The organism is Pectobacterium brasiliense, assembly GCF_016950255.1.
GTDB lineage: Bacteria > Pseudomonadota > Gammaproteobacteria > Enterobacterales > Enterobacteriaceae > Pectobacterium > Pectobacterium brasiliense.
This window is the reverse complement of the sequence record NZ_JACGFN010000001.1, coordinates 1,925,747-1,944,902: the sequence shown is the minus strand read 5'-3', so window position 1 is coordinate 1,944,902 and position 19,156 is coordinate 1,925,747. Positions and strand designations below refer to the sequence as shown.

Below are 19,156 nucleotides of genomic sequence, written 5' to 3'. Positions count from 1 at the left end.
TTCCCCTTACGCCACGCTCTGTGCGGTATCTGCCGGTTTGCTGACCGCTTTCAGGATCTGATCGCGCGGGCCATCCGCCACGATGCGCCCGCCATCCATGACGACCACGCGGTCAACCAGCTTTAGCAGCGCCGGGCGGTGTGTCACCAGCACCAATGTGCGGCCCGTGAGCCAGCTGCTTAGCTGGTGGATAACGTGGCTTTCCAGCTGTTCATCCATCGACGCAGTGGGTTCATCCAACAGCACGATTTGGGGATTACGTAACAGCATCCTGCTAAGCAGAATCATCTGTCGCTGCCCGCCGGATAAACCGCGCCCGCCTTCATGAATAATGCGATCCAGACTGGAGGCATCCTGTTGGATTAGGCTAAGCGCACCGCTAATGCGCAGCGCCTGCAACAGTTCCTGTTCGGTGGCGTGCGGGTTGCCGAGCATCAGGTTTTGTCGCAAGCTGCCGAAGAACAGGCGCGATTCCTGTGACAGAAAACCCAACTGGCGGCGAACATCGGCCGGATCGATCTGGCTGATATCCACGCCATCAATAATGACCTTGCCGCGCGTCGCGGTGGCCTGATTGGCAAGCAGCTTGAGCAGCGTGGATTTCCCCGCGCCGACCTTACCCAGCAGCGCCACTTTTTCGCCCGGTTTGATCTCCAGCTTGCCGACCTGCAAGGCAGTATCGCCCTTTTCAGGGTCGTAGCTGTATTGCACGTTGTGCAGTTGGAAGTGCCCTTGAAGGATCGGACAATGCGCCATTTTGCCGTCTTCCGGCCGATCCAGCGGTTTTTGCAGGAGGTCATCCAGCCCGGTCATGGCGGTTTTCGCATGCTGCCAGCGGGAAAACACCATTGTTAGCTGCATGAGTGGGGCGATGGTGCGGGAGGAAAGCAGGCTACAGGCCACGAGCGTACCGGTGGTGATATCGCCCGCCATCACCAGATAGCAACCGAAGACCAGCATGCCAGCATAGGTGAGCTGTTGAACGGTCGATGCCCAGCCGCTGAGCCGTGCACCCCATACGCGCTGCTTCATTCCGATAGCGGCGCTGACTTCGTGAGTTTGTTCCCACTGGCGCTGGAAGTAGGGTTCGGCCTGCAACGCTTTAATATCTTCGATCCCTTCGATGGATTCGACCAGCACCGCATTGCGCAATGCGCTTTCACGCATCCCTTCTTTGGCGAGCTTCGCCATCGGCCATTGCAGCAGCAGGCCGGGAATGACAATCAGCGGGATCGCCAGCATGGGAATAAACACCAGCGGGCCGCCGATCATCGCCATGATGCCGAGAAACAGCAAGACGAACGGCATGTCGGCTGCCGCCCCGACGGTCGTCGAGGTCAGCAGTTCGCGCACCTGATCGATTTCCCGCAGCTGTGAAATAAACGAGCCGGTAGATTTCGGTCGAGCCTCGTTTTTTATCGCCAGCGCGCGGGCAAACAGCATTCCCGACACGTTGAGGTCGATGCTTTTTCCCATCAGATCGGAGACGATGGTACGTGATAAACGGATGGCATACTCTAATGCGGCGGCCAGCAGCACGCCGAAAAACAGTACCCACAGCGTGGGGATCGACTGCGCCGGAATCACGCGGTCATACACCTGCATGGAGAACAGGATCCCCGCCAGTGCCAGAACATTACCGACGATAGACGCGAGAGAAATTTCCCCAATCTGTCGTTTTGCGCCGCGAAAGTGTTGCCAGAACCAGTGTTTGCGGTACGGTTTGACGAAATCATCGATGCGGGTATCGCGGCCACGTTCCGCGATGCCGACCAGCACGATAATCCCCTGACTGTGTTTGATGAGTTCTGTCAGTTCGGCTTCGCGTTGCAGGTCGCCGCCGTCATTCAGCCAGTAGGTGGCGATGCCTTCCTCATTCAATGATTCGATGACGATCACGCCGCCGTCATCGGTTTCCGCCAGTACCGGTAAGATTTTGTTGCGCCAGCGGAGCTTCTCCGTGTGGCGTAGGCTGATGCTCAACCCCATCAGGTGGCTGATTTGTTCTAACTGGCGGGCAATCGGCTGCTGTTCGTACCAGCGCATCTGCTGGCGTACCGACTGGATATCGACCACCTGCCCATAGTGGGCGGCGGCGCGAGCCATGGCGGCAATCCAGATCTCCGTTTTCGTTGCTTGTGTCATTGATATTCCTGCATGTTCTTATCCGGCAGGCAAGCCGGCTTACAGCGACGGTAACGTCTCGCCACTGGCTTGATGACGCTCAATACCCAGCATATCCAGCAGATTATCGACGGCAGCGGCGTAGTTAACTGTCGCCTCCCAGCCGTCGTATAACGCGCCGATGCGTGAGGTTTCGGCCTGCAACACGTCTTGTTCCACGCTGAGCAGGTCGTTCAGGCTGCGCTTACTGAGCTTGTACTCATCCTGATAGACGTCGCGGGTGTAGGTTGCGCTAGTGATTTGCTGCTGGCTGGCTTTTTCACGCTGCTGCGCACCAATGAGATCGGCATAGGCCGTGGAGGCTTTCTGGTTCATATCCAGCTTTGCCGCTTCGACTTCAGCCTGCGCCGCTTCGCGCGTGCCTGACGCGGCATCAACGCGTGCGCTGACGGCACCGCCCTGATAAAGCGGGGCTTCTACCACCAGCTGTAGCTGATCGTCCCAGTAATTACGCCTGTCGGTTTCATAGCGGGTGCGGCCCGCTTGTACGGCAATGGTGGGGAAGTGTTGCGCTTCTGCCTGACGAATCCGGTGGCGCGAGGCTTCTTGTTTGGACTGTGCGCTTAGCACCGCATTACTTTGCTGGTACGGGAGTGCCTTGAGCGTAATCTTTTGTTGCAGCAGTGCGTGTGGCAGATCGGGCAGGGCGGTGGGGAGAACGCCGGTCAACACGCTGAGCTGCGCCAGTGAGGAGCGCTCCAGCGCACGGTACTGTTCCAGCGTCGCTCTCATACCCGCGATGCGGGTTTCTGCTTGCAGGATGTCGGATTGCGTACTGAGACCAGCTTCGGCACGGAGCGTCGCGATGTCTTTTACCACGCTGAGTGATGTGATATTGCGTTCGGCCGCCAGACTCAGTTCCTGATAGCGTTTGATTTTCAGGTAGGTAAGCAAGGTTTGCTGACCGACCGTGGTCATGGTGCCGTAGAGCTGATAGCGATAAGCATCTGACAGGCTGTGCTGTTCATCAATGCTGCCGCCCGTCTTACCGAAATCGTACAGGAGCTGTTTCAGCGTAAGACCCGCCGTAGAATTGTTGCTCATCGTGCCGCCGGTATCACTCTGATCTGACCGACCAACGTTGCCGCTCAGACCGATTTGCGGGAACCAGGCGCTTTGTGCCACGCGCAGATCGGCTTCGCCAACGCGAATTTGTGCCGAGGCCTGTGCAATTTGCGGGTTGCGTGCGAACGCGCGGAGAATGGCCTGCTTGAGATCCAGACTATCGACCTGCTGCTCTGTCGGTGCGGCTGACCAGTCAAACGTGACGGCCTGCGCGAACGTCGGCGAGCTATAAAAGAAGGAAAGGCTGGTGCAGGCCAGTCCGAGCGCCAGCACATAACGCGGCGTGTGAGTCAGAAAAAATGTGTCCCTGATAAACAATCTGATAAAAGATGGTGTGTACATCAATTGCCCCTGTTTTCATTACTCTTTGTTTTAGTTCCTTTAAAGGAGGGAGAGGGCACGCTGGCAAAATGCGTTAATATCCCTTCCGCTTTCCCTCTTCGTCATATTTCTATGCTGCTGTTGAGGCGATTTCGTGCGCGATAATGGCGCTTTTTTATGCTATCTCGTAGCACGCGCCCGACTCGGGACGGCTCAAACGCCGCTCGCCCCGAGACCCCAGGCTTTTGGCGGAAATTATGCCGCTGGCGCGGTTCCTTCGTAGGTATCAGGTTTAACGGACCGCTTGCGACACGTTTACTCGCCCCATAAATGGGGCTCGCCCTTCGGGCCAGCACAAGTGCTGTTCAAAAACGTCTCTGACGTTTTTGTCCGACGTGGCGCAAGCTTTCGCCGCGTCCATGCGGCTCATCCTAAACCTGCTATCTCCTCAGCATAATTTTTTACGCCGGATAACGACAAAATCCGCGTTGATCTCCGCATTTGTGTATAAGCAGCGGCTCTTGGTAGAGCCGGCGCTTAAAACACCGTTACACCATATTGACGAGCAGGCCTTGTTGCACCAGAACATCTCCCAGGTTGTTGGCGTTATCCAACGATGAATGATGGTAGACGTCGAAACGCTGACCCTCGATATCGCGCTGTCCTACCGTGCTCCAGACGCCTTCGCCCGGAATCAGGTGAACCTGATTGCCTTCTCCCCCGACGATCAGTAAGTCGTCTTCTGGGCGGTCGGTGACATTCAGAGCGCGGTCGAGATCCAGCGTGATGCTGTTGGTGCCGTTTTGGCCTAAATCGAAGATCTCCACGTTGTCGATTTTCAGCCCCAGCGCGGTAAGGTCCAGATTGAGATCGATGCCATCCAGAACCAGCGTATCAATGCCGTTGCCGCCATCGATTTGGGTAAAATCGAGCGTTGAGAGCGTGATGAGATCGTCGCCTTCACCGCCTTCGACATCCTCACCTGTTTGCACACTGCCGTCGGCAAGATTGATGACGACACCGCCGATGGCATAAACGCTGTCTTCCACTTCGGTACTGGCGCTATTGTCGATGGTGTTCGTCTCGCTGAGCGCGGCAGTCGCCACTTTCGAGCTGACATGAAGGGGTTGTACCTCGGCAGTTTCCCCGGTATCGAGTGGTTCACTGGACAGCGAGGCCTCCTGCGCAAGGCTGCTATCGTCAACGTCCAGCGCCATCATGCTCATCAGCGGTAACCCGAGGGAAATACCGGAGGTTAATCCGGCGGATACGCCGGTGAAGTTACCTGCCTGATCGGTGACGGAGGCTTCAACCGCTGTACCCAGCAGCGCCGTCAAAATCGTGCCAACGTTCAGGATGTTGATCCCCAGTAGTGAACTGGTGAAATGCGCGCTCCACTTGCCATCGGCACCGACGGTGCCCTGTAGCGTCTGGCCGAGCAGCGTGACGGTCACTTTGGCACCTTGCTGTACGTAGCGTGATGTTCCGCTGACGGTGATGCCGTTTGCCAGCAGGCCAACGGTGTTGCCGATCAGCGATCCCACTGCATCAATGCCCAACTGCGGCAACTGGTGCGTTTTCACGATCACATTGCTGCTGGCGTTGTTGGTGTTGCCATAGCGGTCGGTCACTTTGACACCGACGGACAGATTGCCATCGGCGATGTTGAGCAGGTTAGCGCTCGGTACGCTGATGCTCCAGGTGCCGTTGCTGGCGACGGCGGCGTTAAGCACGAGTCCGCCTACGGTCAGCGTGACGCTACCGCCTGCCGCGTTGGTTGTGGTTCCGCTAATGATCTGGTTTATGCCTGCTTCAGCCAGATTCAGGTAACCATCCCCGCCAAATAGTGAACCAAGGTTGACCGTTGGCAGCGTGTGAACGCCCACGCCGATGGATGCCCCCGCGCTGGTGCTTTTTCCTGCGGCGTTGGTCAGAGACGCGCTGAGGGAAAGCGTGCCGTCAGTCAGATTGTTGAGATCGAGTGAAGGCAGGCTGACGGACCAGCTACCGTTGCTTTGCACCACGGCAGAGTAGGTCTTGGTACCCAGTGAGATCTGGATCGTTGAACCTATCGCATTGGTACTGGTTCCGCTGATGAGCTGACCCGCTGCTGCCTCGACGGCATTGAGCAGGCCGTCACCGCCAAAGAGCGGATTGATGGTCAGCGTCGGTTGACCGTTAATCGCCACGCTTACGGTACCGGTTTGCGTGCCGACGTTACCCGCCGCATCGACCAGACGAACGCCGACGTTAGTGACGCCATCCACAAGGGCTTTCAGGTCGAGACTAGGAACCGGCAGGCTCCAACTGCCGTTTGCACCGACCGTTGTGGTGTAGGTTTTGCTGCCCAGCGTGACGTTGATCGCGGTACCCGCTGGCACATTGGCCGTGGTCCCGCCGATGAGCTGCGAACTCAACAGACTAGGAAGATCCAGTACGCCGTTGTTGAACAACGGGTTGAGCGTGATTGTCGGTGGCAAGATGGCGATGTTGAGGCCAGTGCTGACGCCCGTGCTGTTGCCTGCCGGGTCGGTTACTGTGGCACTGACGGTGAGGTTACCGTTAGCCAGCCCGGATAGTTGCAGCGGCGTAATGCTGGTGCTCCAGGTGCCGTCACTGCCGACGGTTGCGTTTAGCGTCAGAGTGCCGATGCGTATCACAACGGACGATCCCGCGACGGCGTTAGTGGTGGTGCCGCTAATCGTCTGTGTCAGCGCCGCTTCTGCGGCATTGAGGAAACCATCACCGCCAAACAGTGAGCCAAGGCTAATCGTTGGCAGGGTTTTGGCAATAATATTGATAGCGTTATTGACCGTGCCGATATTGCCGGAAGTATTCGTGACCGACACATTTAGCGTGGTGTTGCCATCGAGCAGCGTGCCGAGATCGGACGGCAGCAGCGTCAGACTAAACGCGCCACCCGACCCGACCGTAGACAGGAAGGTTTTGCCGCCAAGGGTAACTGAAACCTGCGATCCGGCGCTGGCATTGGTGACCACGCCACTGATGGTTTGCGCCACCAGCGCTTCTGCCGCGTTGATGAAGCCATCGCCGCCAAATACCGGGTTCAGCGTAATCACCGGCTGGGCGAAATCGAACTTGATGCCGGCAGTGCCGCTGGTGGTATTGCCGACGCTGTCTGTCGCGGTAGCCGTCACGGTGAAATCGCCGTTGCCCAGACCTTGCAAAATACCCAGTACGCTCGGGGTGACAGCGGCACTCCATTTACCATCCGTGCCGACAGTAGCGGTGGCGACTTGTGATCCCGCAATGCTAAGCGTAATGGTTCCGCCTGTCAGACCGGTAGCCGTACCGCTGAGGGTTTGATTGACCAGCAGATCGGCCAGATTGAGCACGCTATCGCCAAAGACTGGATTCAGCGTAATACTCGGCAGATTCTTGATGACTGTCGGGACGTTGATTATCTGACTAGCCGTGTTGCCCGCGTGATCGGTGACTGCGACGCCCAGCGCCAGCGTTCCGTCCTGTAGGGCCTGCAAGTCGAGGGCAGGGACGGATAAGCTCCATGCTCCGCCTGCACCGACGGTAATTCCAGTGTAAACCTTGGTGCCCAACGTCACGGCGACCGTTGCACCCGCGGCGATATTCACATTGCTGACCACGCCGCTGATAATCTGGCTGGTCGCGACATCAGCCGCATTCAGCGCGCCGTCCGTGAAGGCCACAACGGAGTTAATGACCGGCAGCGATTTCAACACGTCAATGTTGACCAGTTGATTCTTCACGTTGCCTTGTGAATCGATGATGTCGACGTTAACCGCCAACAGACCATTGCTCAGGCTTGTGAACAGGTTCGGGGGAAGGGCGATGCTCCAGGCTCCGTTGGCCCCGACGGTGCCTTCCACCATCGTGTCTAACACGGTGACCTGTACTTTCGCGCCCAGATAGTTGCCCGTTGCGTTACCGCTGATGACCTGTGTGACCAGCGATTCAGCCAGATTGAGGATACCGTCGTTACCGAAGATATCATTAATGCCTGCGCCGAGCGTTTGGTTCAGTGCGACGTCCAGTGTGGCATCAAGGTGCGCAGTGTTGCCGGCGGTATCCGTCAGCGTGACGCCGATGACCTGTGCTCCGTCTGTCAGGCTTTGCAGATCGGCGGATAGGATTGGAATACTCCAGTTGCCGTCAAGGCCTACAGTGGTGGTGCCCGTCAGAGGTCCTGCGGTTAAGGTTACTGTGGCTCCCACTTCTCCTCTGCCGGTAATCGCTGCGCCAGCCAGTGCTTCAGCCAGCGTCAGGATATTGTTATCGAACAGCGTGACGCTGAGTAGCGGGATGTCGGTATCAACGGTAACGACCTGCGTATCGGTGGTGGTATTGCCCGCACTATCTGCAAGCGTCGCGGTAATGGTGTGGCTGCCATCCGCGAGCAACGCCAGATCGGCGGCGGGAACGTTGACACTCCAGGTTCCTGTCACGGAAACCTGAGCCGTGTAGGTTTTGCCATTCAGCACCACGCTGACGAGTTGCCCAGCCTCCGTGGTGGATGCCGTCCCTGTAATCGTCTGTGCAGTGCTGGCTTCTGCGCCATTCAGCACGTTATCACCCGCAAAAGTGACGATATTCAATGTTGGCGGAGTGGTATCGACCAGCACCGTTTTGGTTTCGGCGATTAGCGGTATGGGTAGTACGGTGGTTGCCGAGACATTAACACTACCATCGGTCGTGAAATAGTCGCGGGCGGAAATAGTGGTTTCCCAGAGGCCATTGCTGTCGGTTATGATCGTGCCAATAATGGGTACGCCCCCGATTGATACGACTATTGTGCTCATCGGCGCAATGCCAGTCACTCGCCCAGAGAGGGTGAGATTACCGTCCATCTCGGCGGCGTTGATGATATCGTCATCTGCAATAGAGTCGATTACCATCGTCATGGAAGGCGGCGTCAGATCGACATTGAAGCTTACACTGGCTTGCGTTGCCGGATTACCGGCTTTATCTGTTGCATCGGCGGTAAGGGTATGTGTCGTGCTCGCCAGCGCTTGCAGCGCGCTAGACGGAATATTAACGCTCCACGTACCACCAGTAAGCACTTTCGTTGTGTAGTCGACGCCATTCAGCCTGACGGTGACGTTTTGCCCGACCTCTAGTCCGGTCGATGTCCCGCTGACCGCCTGCGTGGCGCGGCTTTCTGCATAATTAAGGCCGTCCAGACCCGCAAAAGTGGTAATGGAGACAGTGGGGGCAGCTTGCACGGCCAGGATTGCCTGAGAATTCAACGTGGCGCTGTTGCCCAGGCTATCCGTTGCCGTAATGCTGATAGTGTGGGTGCCGTCAGCAAGCTGGGAAAGCTGGGTTGGGGTTAGCGTTGCGGTCCATATACCTCCGCTAAGCTGTACGACAAGCGGCTGCCCTCCCAGTGTGACGGTCATGCTGGCTGCATCCCCCGCGCTACCGCTTAACGTCCTGCCTGCAAGCGTTGCGGCTTCAGCGATATTCAGATAACCATCGTCAAACGGCGTATTCAGCGTAATGGCAGGTGGGGTGAAATCGCTGGTAAAAATGATCGGTGCTGAGCCTACGTTGCCCGCCGCATCAACGGCGGTCACCGTGATGGTATGCTGGCCGTCGACCAGTGAGTTCAACGCATTCGGCGGCAGCGTCACCGACCAGTTACCCGCATTATCCACCGTCGCGGTGTAGCGAATACCGTTGAGGTCGATCTCCAGTTTTACACCTTGCCCACTCCCGCTAACCTGCGTACGGCCAGAGAAGGTGAGTGCAGAGGCCGCCTCGGCGCTGCTCAGGATATTATCGAGACCAAAGGGAACCACATCGATAAGCGGGGCTGGCAGCGTCTGCGCCGAACTCACATCGAGCGAGGCGCTGGTATTGGTGTTGCCCACCCAGTCGGTGACCTTGACGCTAATGCTGTAGTTGCCTTCGGTAAAGATCGCCAAATCGGCAGGGCTCAATTCTCTGGACCAGCCGCCTAATCCGTCAGCGACAGCGGTAAAGGTGGTTTCTGCCTGCGTGGTTTTATTGGTCACCGTCACGATGACTTCCTGACCCGTGCTGGTAATACCTGTTTTACCGGTTAATGTCTGGATGGCCTGAATTTCAGTCGTGTTAAGGACACCGTCGCCAAACGGCAGGTCCAGCGTTGCCACGGGCAGAGTGGTGGTCAGCACATTCGCCGTGGCCGCTGTGGTGCTAGTGTTGCCTGCGGTGTCGGTCACGATGACGGTGAAATTCACCGAGCCATCCGGCAGATCGATCAGCGTCTGGCGATCCAGCGATAATGACCAACTACCGTCGGCATTCACCGTCGCGGGGAGGCTTGTGCCGTTAATGCTGACCGACACAGTTTGCCCCACGTTGCTGGTGAGTCCTGTTTGCCCGGATAGCGTCACGCCCGGCTGCGCATCGGCCAGACTCAGTTTGCCATCGCCGAATGGGGTATCCAGCGACGCAACGGGAACGCCCACAATGACGCTGGTGAAGGTTCCGCTGCCTGAACCGGTATTGCCTGCATGGTCCGTGACGGTCACGTTGATGGTGTGTGTCCCATCACCCAGTGCAGCGAGATCGGCGGCGGGCAGCGTCACACTCCACTGGCCGTTTGCCGCTACGGTCGCGCTGTAGGTGGTGGTGATCGTACCGTTGGTTACCGAAACCGACACGCTCTGGTTTGGATCGATGAATCCTGTGGTTCCCGTCAGCAACTGATCTACCGTGCTTTCTGCCTGATTGAGCACGCCGTCAACAAACGGGGTGGCGATACTGACCGCGAAATTGGTGTTGATGACGACATCCAATGTGCCGCTCGCACTGCCGGTATTGCCTGCGCTGTCTGTGACTGTCGCGCTGACCTGCATGTTGCCATCAGCCAGAATGCTCAGTGCATTAGCCGGAATCGTAGCGCTCCAGAGTCCTCCCGCGAGCGTCACGCCTGTCGTGGTGTAAGTTCCTATCGTGACCTGAATGGTTGTCCCTACGGGCAGATTGGTGTAACTGCCGCCAATCGTCGTTGCCGTCGCTAGTTCTGCGACAGTCAGAACATTGTTGTCATAGAGCGAATCCAGCGTCAGCGTCGGGAGCGACTGCGTTTTTAGCGTGATATCAATGCTGGTAGTGCTGGCATTCCCTGCGCCGTCGGTCACGCTGGCCTCAAGGGTTTTCACGCCGTCGCCCAATGCCAACAGGTCGTTCGCTGCAATGGCGATTTGCCAGATACCGTTGCTATCAGCGACAACGCTATACACTGCCGTACCGACTTTGATCGTGACCAGAAGGCCGGCTTCGGCCTTGCCGCTCAGCGGTAGTCCGGCCAGTGCGTCCGCTAAACCGATATCGCTGGTGTCAACCAGCATGTCGATGGACAGCAGCGGTGGGAGGGTATCGACCGTAAACGGATGAGTGGCTGTGGCCGGGTTCTGTGCAATGTCGCTGACCGTCGCAGTAACATCCTGATTGCCCTGTGGCAGATTTTGCACATCGCTAGCGGGAACGGTGGTGCTCCAGCTACCGTCAGCGCCAACGGTCGCCAGATACGTTTTGCTATTCAGCGTCACCGTGACGCGCTGTCCCACCTGAACATTCGTCGTTGAGCCAGAAATGAGCAGGTCGGATTGCGTGTCCTGCGCGCTGATGACATCGTTGCCAGATAGCGTCGTAATGGTGATGGCTGGCAGGTTAGTCGCATCGGTGATGACGGTAATGCTATGCGTCGCTGAATCGGGGTTGCCGCTCACGTCTGTTACGCTGGCACTCACGGTTTGTTTGCCATCAGGGATGGTGCCAACATCCGTTGCAGGAACCTGTACGCTCCAACTGCCATCCGCACCCACGGTGGCGAAATAAATTCCACCGTTGAGAGTGATGGTAACTTGCTGGCCCTGTTCCACATTCTGACTGCTTCCGCTGATGATCAACGGCTGGCCCGATTCGGCCAAATTGAGGTAATCATCGGTCGACAGCGTGGCTATCGTCAGGGTCGGTGCTTGCGCAGGATCGGTATCCAGCGTAATTGAATGGCTGACGGTGCCGGTATTACCTGCGGCATCGGTCAGAGTGGCGGTGATCGCCGTGATACCGTTCGGCATGTTTTGCAGGTCGCCGGCGGGCACGGTGACACTCCAGGTACCATCGGCCTGCGCCAGCCCCTGATAGATCTGTCCATTGATGGTGACGTTGACGATGATGGGGCGACCGCTGTCGTTGACAGGAGAAGTACCGCTGATTTCCATCGGCAGCAGGCTTTCCGCGATGTTGATGATATCGTCGATGCCAATCGGATTGATGGTTAGCACCGGTGGGGTCAAATCAACCAAGGCGCTGCCCTGAACGGTGGAGGTATTGCCTGCCGCATCGCTGACGGTCACGAAAATGTTGAGGAGGCCGTCTGCCAGCGTAGTCAGAACGCTCGGTGGTAGTTGCAGGTTCCAGTTGCCATTGTTGTCCACCGTGCCGGTATAGACGGTACTGCCAATGGTGACGCTGACCGTTTGCCCAGCTCCGCGCAGGCCTGTCGTGCCGTAGAGTGTCTGCCCGGCCTGTGCGTCGCTGAGGTTCAGATAGCCGTTGCTGAAAGGCATATGCAGCGATGCCACCGGAGGATTATGGATACTGACGCCCAGCTGTTGCGTACCCGACAGGGCATTGCCCGCCTGATCGACCGCCGTCACATTCACCGTGATGATGCCATCTCCCAGCACTTGCAGATCGCCAGACTGAATGGTGGCGCTCCAGGTGCCGTCTGACTGCACCTGTACGGTGTAGGTTTTTCCATTGAGGATGACGTTGACATCCGTGCCCGGTGCGACGTTGACGGCACCGCCGTTAATCGTAATGCCGTTTGTCGCTTCCAGCGCATTGAGCTGGTTATCCCCGGTGATTGGCGCAATAGACAGCCCGCTCGCATTGGTATTTACCGTGACGCTGCTGCTGGATGTCGCGGTATTACCGGCGACATCGCTCACACTGACGGTAATCGTCTGGCTGCCGTTAGCCAGCAGTGCCATGTCAGCATCCGAAATCGTGGTGCTCCAGCTTCCATTCGATAGAACCTGTGCGGTATACGGCTTGCCATTGAAGCTAATCGTTACCGTCTGGCCTTGCTCAACGTTTTTACTGGTACCGCTGAGCACCTGGCTGACCCGAACTTCCGCCCCGTCAATAATGTTGTTGCCAGCGAACGTACCAATCGTGACGATCGGTGCGTTGAGCGGGCTGGCATCGACGACAATGGTTTGCGTTGTGGTCGTGGTATTGCCTGCGGCATCGGTCAGGCGTGTCACTACGCTGTAATTGCCATCGGACAGGTTGCTCAGATCGGCTGACGGAATGGTGATGCTCCAGGTGCCGTCACTGCCGATGGTGCCGCTGTAGGTTTTGCCATTCAGCGTGGTGGTGACCGTTTGCCCCGCGCTAGACGGTGAGGCGGTGCCAGTAAGTAATTGGTCACTCTGCACCTCGGTGCTGTTCAGAATGTTGTCGGTTGCAAAGCTGGCTGCCGATAAGGTAGGCGGTGTACGCGCCACGGTAACGTTACTGGTTAGGGTGCTGCTGTTTCCGGCTGCGTCACTGACGCTAACCTGCAATGCAGTGGTGCCATTCGGCAGATTTTGCAGGCCATTCGCAGGCAGAGAGATCGTCCAGTTACCTGCCGTATCGACGATCCCTGTGTACGTCACGCCGCCGAGTGTGGCGATGACGGTTTGTCCTGGTGAGGCGATACCGGTTGTGCCGCTGAGTGTCTGAGTCACGCCCGCTTCTGCGGCATTGAGTATGCCGTCGCTGAACGGCGTGTTCAGCGTCAGCGAAGGGCTACTGTGGGTGAATACATCGATGGTACGGCTACCGCTTAACACATTCCCCGTACTGTCTATCGTGGTGACGGTGAGGGTTGACGTACCATCGGTTAATGCGCTGACGTCCGCCGCAGAAACGGTAATGCTCCAGGTGCCATTCGGCTGAACCACCCCATCGTAGCTTTTCCCGTTTAGCATAATTGTGACGGTGGTGCCCGCCGTCACGTTCTGACTACTGCCGTTGATGGTCAGATCTTGTGCCGCTTCGGCTTGGTTCAGTTTGTCATCGCCCGCGACGGTATCGATGGCGATACCGCTCAGGGAGGTATTCACCGTAATCGTCTGGCTGAGTGTTGCCGGGTTACCGCTGACGTCGTTGACGCCGATCGTGACGGTATGCGTGCCTTGTGCCAGATGAAGGAGATCGACAGACGGTACGCTGACGCGCCATTGGCCGTTGCCATCAACCGTTGCGGTATAGGTGTTGTCGCCGAGCGTCACGGTCACACGCTGCCCAGCCTCAACATTCAGGCTGCCGCCGCTGATAATTTGCGCGACGTTGATTTCGCCCCCGTCGATGATGTTATTGAGCGCGATGGCGTTGACGGTGAGCAGCGGCAAATTGGCCGGATTGGCATCCAATGTTAATGACCCGGTACTGGTGGTGCTGTTGCCTGAGGCGCCGGTCAATGTTGCCGTCACGGTGTAATTGCCGTCTGCCATAGCCTGAAGGTCGGCGGCGGGAATAGTGGTACTCCAGCTACCATCAACCTGAATCTGCGCCTGATAATTTTTATTGTTGACCGTGACAAGGACGGTGCGCCCGGCTTCTGACTGTAGCGCATTACCTGAGATCGTCTGATCGTTCAGGCTTTCGGCTGCGTTGATGATGCCGTCGTTGGTCAGTGGTTTCAGCGTAAGAAGAGGGCTAACCGTGTCGACGGTAACCTCTCTCGTGCTCTCTATGCTGTTGCCAGCAATGTCAGTTGCTTCTACATGGATGGTCTGTACGCCGGATGGGAGGGATTGCAGGTCGGCGGCGGGAAGTGCCGCACTCCAGTTCCCCTGATTATCTACGGTTGCTGCATAGGTTTTGCCGTTCAGCGTGACGATGACGCTTTGGCCCCCTCCGGTAATCCCGGTTTTCCCTGTCAGGTTCTGCCCGCTGGCGGATTCGATGATGTTGAGTATGCCGTCACCGAAAGGCTGATCGATCGTTGGCTGTGGCAGATTATTGATATGAATATCAATATCGCGGCTGGCGGTGACGGGGATATCACCGGGGTTAGCGACGCTGGCGGTAATGGTTGCTGTGCCATCCGGTAAGGCAAGCATGTCGCTGCTCTCGATCGTGACGCTCCAGCTGCCGTTTGCGGCAATCGTGCCGGTATAGGTCTTGCCATTGAGCGTAACGGTGACGCTTTCTCCCGGCGTGACGTTGACCGTCGAACCCGAAATAGTCAGCGGCTGTGAGGCTTCGAGGCGGTTAATCTGGTTATCCAGTGCGACAATGCTGATGGAGATACTGTCATTGCTGGTATCGATAGAAGACCAGATTTCATGATTCCCCGTGTTCCCTGCCAGGTCGGCGATCTGGGCAGAGATAGATACCGTTCCCTCGCTGAGTTCCGCCATGTGCTCAGCCGGAATTTCTACACTCCAATTGCCACCACTCTGGATGGTAGCAAAGTAGAATTTTTTGTTGAGAAGAATGGTGGCGACCTGGCCGGTTTCAACATTCGAACTGCTGCCTGTTAGCAACTGACTGACCCTGAGATCGGCCGCGTTGATAACGTTATTTTCATCAACAAAGGCGTTAACGAAAATCGTCGGCTGGAATGCAGGATCTGCACTGAGTTCAATGGATTTCTCGACGCTGACGGTATTCCCGACTGCATCGGTTAGCGACGCGGACAGTTTGTAGCTGCCATCGGCCATGCCGCGCAGGGCGGCCGTAGGTAAGTTGATACTCCAGTTGCCATCGCTACCGACAACGCCGGTATAGAATTGCCCATCGAAAGTGATCACGACAGTGCGACCCGCTTCGCTGATTGAGGCGGTGCCGTTGACGGTCTGGTTGCTTTGCGATTCGACCAGATTGATGGTGTCATCGCCGGCAATGGTGCCGATGGTTAGGGTAGGAGCCGTAAAGTCGGTATGGCTCACAAATGAGTGACTAGCCTGATTACCTGCTGCATCCTGCGCGGTCACCAATAGCGTATTGTTCCCTTCCGGTAACTGCTGGAGATCGGCCGCAGGGACGGTGACTTTCCAGTGACCTGCCGTATCAACTGTTCCCGTATAAGATTTCCCGCCGAGGGACAAGATGACGGTCTGCCCCGCACCACTGATGCCGGTGTGGCCGGTAATCGTCTGGCTGACCAGCGCCTCTGTACCGTTCAATGAACCGTTGCCGAATGGGGTATCAATCGTCGGTTGCGGCAGGGTGTGAATGTGAACGCCGAGCGTGTGATTGTCCGTTATGGCACCGCTTCCCGCCACATTGACGCTGGCGGTTACGGTGGCATTGCCGTCTGACAGAAGCTGGAGATCGGCACTGGGGATTTGCAATGTCCAACTGCCGTCCGCGGCAACGGTGGTGGTGTAATTTTTCCCGTTCAGCGTCACGGTCACCGTCTGCCCTGCGGGGACATTGGCGGTATTCCCGCTGATCGCCAGCGGTTGCAGGGATTCTGCACGGCTTAACAGGTTATCGCTGGCGATGATGTTGATGGCGATGCTGTCGCCAGACTTATCGACGTTGATATTCTGGCTTCCGCTCGCAGTGTTGCCCGCTTTGTTACTCACGTTAACGCTAATGCTGTGCGCGCCATCCGCCAACAGGGCGATATCTGCGGTTGAAACGTTGATGCTCCAGACACCACCGGATTGCACGGTGGCAAGATAGGTTTTCCCATTCAGGCTGATGGTGACAACTTGTCCCGCCTCAACGTTGGTGGTGGTCCCGCTTAACTGCTGGCTGACTTTTGCTTCCGCGCCATCAATGACGTTATCGTCCGCGACATTATTGATGGTAATGGTCGGCGCGGTGGTTGCACCGCTGTCAATGGTCAGCGGACGGGTAACCGTTGTGGTGTTGCCTGCGGCATCGGTTAGCGTAACGGTCAAATTCTGGTTACCGTCCGCGATAGCGACCAGATCGGCCGTTGGCAGCGTGATGCTCCAGTTTCCGTCGTTGCCGACGGTGGTGGTGTAGGGTTTGTCATTCAGCGTAACGGTGACCGTGCGACCCGCTTCACTGAACGATGCCGTTCCGTTGATCACTTGATCGACGGCCAGTTCTGCGCCATTGAGGACGTCATCCTGAGCAATTGCGGAGACGGTGAGCGTCGGCGGCGTCGTATCCACGGTGATATCCTGCGTGACGATGGTTTCGTTGCCTGCGATATCGCGGACGACGATCTCCAGCACGCTGATGTTGTCCGAGGGCAGACTTTGCAGCACGTCTTTAGGGATCGTAACCGTCCAGTTCCCGTTGGCATCCACCGTTCCGGTAACGTAATTCCCGCCAATCGTCAGGCTGACGGTTTGGCCCCTGCCGCTAATCCCGGTTTCTCCGCGGATGACCTGATCCTGCGCGGCTTCGGCTCCGTTTAATACGCCATCGACGAAAGGCGGTGTCAGCGTAATGGAAGGGAGCGTGTTGATGTGTACATCCAGCGTGTGGTCAACGGTGACGGTATCACCACTGATTCCCTGTACGCTGGCAGTAAGGGTATTACTGCCGTCTGACAGCAAAAGCAGGTCGGCGCTAGGGATGTCCAAAGACCATTTACCGTCTGCTCCCGTTGTAGTGGTGTAGGGTTTTCCGTTCAACGTCACGGTGACGGTTTGGCCTGCGGCAACGTTGGCCGTTGTGCCATCAATTGTGAGCGGCTGCCCAGCTTCCACGGCATTCAGGCGGTTATCAAATGAGATGATGCTGATGTTGACCGCTTCGGCGTTGGTGTCCACCGTGATGGTTTGTGGCGGTAGCGTGGTGGTGTTGCCCGCTTTATCCGTTAATGACGCCACCAGATCGTAGGTGCCGTTAGTCAGCGCCTGAATATCACCGGAAGGAATGAACACGTTCCAGGCACCGTCGCTCTCTACGGTGGTGGTATAGGTGATGCCGTTGAGTGTCACCGTCACGGTCTGACCGACATCCGACAGGGAAGCGGTTCCGGAGACAAACTGTGAAGATTGCAGTTCGTCGGCGGTGATCAGGTTGTTGCCGGTAAACGGCGACAGGGAGAGCTCTGGCGGTGTGGTATCGACAATAATGGTGCGGTTGACCACGGTGACATTACCGGCGATATCGCTAATCGTGAACGACATAGCGTGCTCGCCCTCGCTCAGTGCGCGAAGATCTGCGGCAGGTACGGTCAGGGTCCAGGTGCCGGCGGCATTAATGGTCGTGGTATACGTTTTTCCATTAAGCGTGATGCTGACGTTCTGGCCGACTTCACCGGTTCCGTTGAGGATCTGGCCGTTTGCCAGCTCTCCGACGGTGAGGTAGTTATCGCCCGTGAATTTATCAACGGTTAAATTCGGCGGCAGGGTATCAATGGTGAGATCGATAGTTTTCTCATGGATGACGCCGTTCGCACCCGGCACGCTCACTTTTAATGCGTAAACGCCGTCTTGCAGCCCGGTAAACGCGTCTGCTGGCAGAGTAAATTGCCAACTGCCGTCGGCGGCAATGGTGGTAGTGTAAACCACGTCGTTCAGCGTGATAGTGACGGTTTGCCCCGCACTGACGCCAGTTGTTTTCCCGCTAAGAACATGAGGTTGGCCGATTTCCGTACGGTTCAACCCATTGTTTCCGGCAAAGGCATCAACGGTTAAGGGTTCTGGCTGTGGTGGCGGTGTGGTGGTGTTGTCATTGCTTGATGACGAAACCGCGACGGCGACCCCTGCGACAGCGGCTCCGCCGACGGCGACCGCACCCAGAACGCTGCCCAGCGTGGTTGCAGATAACGCACTGGTGGTTGTGCTACCAATCAGTAATGACGTCATATCGCCCAGCGCGGTGTATTCTGGCGTAATGGCAACGGCTTCCGCTGCGAGTGTGGTTCCTTCTGCCGCCGCTGCGCCGGAGAACTGTGCATGGATGAGTCGGGCGCCATCATCAAAAACCAGCTCGCTGTGATAACCGGCGGCATCCAGAGTAAAGAAGCTTTCATAGCGGACGGTGGTACCGTCTTTCATGTGCAAGATAAGATCGTTGCCAACACGCTCATAGCGAGACACCACGTCTGGTGTGCCAAAGATTCTGACGGTGCTGCTTTCCAGCAATTTGACATTTGTCGTTCCCTGAGGAACGGTGTTGATGAACTGACCACTATGACGCGACAGGATATTTGCATTTCCTGCAATAACATTCATATCTGACATGAAATAGCCTCTTGCTTATCTGCACCATTGTCTTAATACCTCTCACGGCGGATCGGGGCCGCAACGGGAGACGTATGGGGATATGCACCACCAACAACAAAAAAGAGGGGCGCTAAAGCTGACCTGGTTCAGAAACAAAAAGCAGTAGTTGTCACATATGGTTAAAAATATTGCTGTGTATCCCTCTGCCATGGGGATTAGGTTATCGGGATCATATTCACCCAATTCTTGATATTTATAGGTGTGGCTTAACTAAAAATCCAACTTTTTTGAAATGTTTTGAAAATAAAAAATATGACAATATTCTTACGCATTAAATGGCTTATCGGTATTTATCCCCTTATTTAATTACTATCGCGATAATTATCATATTAAATTACCATCACTTAGCACGTCTGGTGGCCTGGTAATGC

Annotated in this window: 3 protein-coding genes; all 3 read right to left on the bottom strand. The window is 56.7% G+C overall.

Annotation, left to right across the window (positions count from 1 at the left end; genetic code table 11):
* Nucleotides 1-6: 6 nt before the first annotated feature.
* Nucleotides 7-2,145, bottom strand: coding sequence for a type I secretion system permease/ATPase (locus H4F65_RS08665; protein ID WP_010281760.1), 2,139 nt, complete (start codon nt 2,143-2,145; stop codon nt 7-9).
* A gap of 39 nt (nt 2,146-2,184) precedes the next feature.
* Entirely contained in the window at nt 2,185-3,591 is a 1,407-nt protein-coding gene (locus tag H4F65_RS08660; RefSeq protein ID WP_010281763.1) for a TolC family outer membrane protein, read from the bottom strand.
* A 527-nt stretch (nt 3,592-4,118) separates the two neighbouring features.
* Nucleotides 4,119-18,743, bottom strand: a complete 14,625-nt coding sequence (locus H4F65_RS08655) for an Ig-like domain-containing protein (RefSeq protein WP_010281765.1) — start codon at nt 18,741-18,743, stop codon at nt 4,119-4,121.
* Nucleotides 18,744-19,156 lie beyond the last annotated feature (413 nt).

What these genes read in the sequence shown, in the direction of transcription:
- H4F65_RS08655 (WP_010281765.1), bottom strand. Translation starts at nt 18,743, where the DNA reads ATGTCAGATATGAATGTTATTGCAGGAAATGCAAATATCCTGTCGCGT.
- H4F65_RS08660 (WP_010281763.1), bottom strand. Translation starts at nt 3,591, where the DNA reads ATGTACACACCATCTTTTATCAGATTGTTTATCAGGGACACATTTTTT.
- H4F65_RS08665 (WP_010281760.1), bottom strand. Translation starts at nt 2,145, where the DNA reads ATGACACAAGCAACGAAAACGGAGATCTGGATTGCCGCCATGGCTCGC.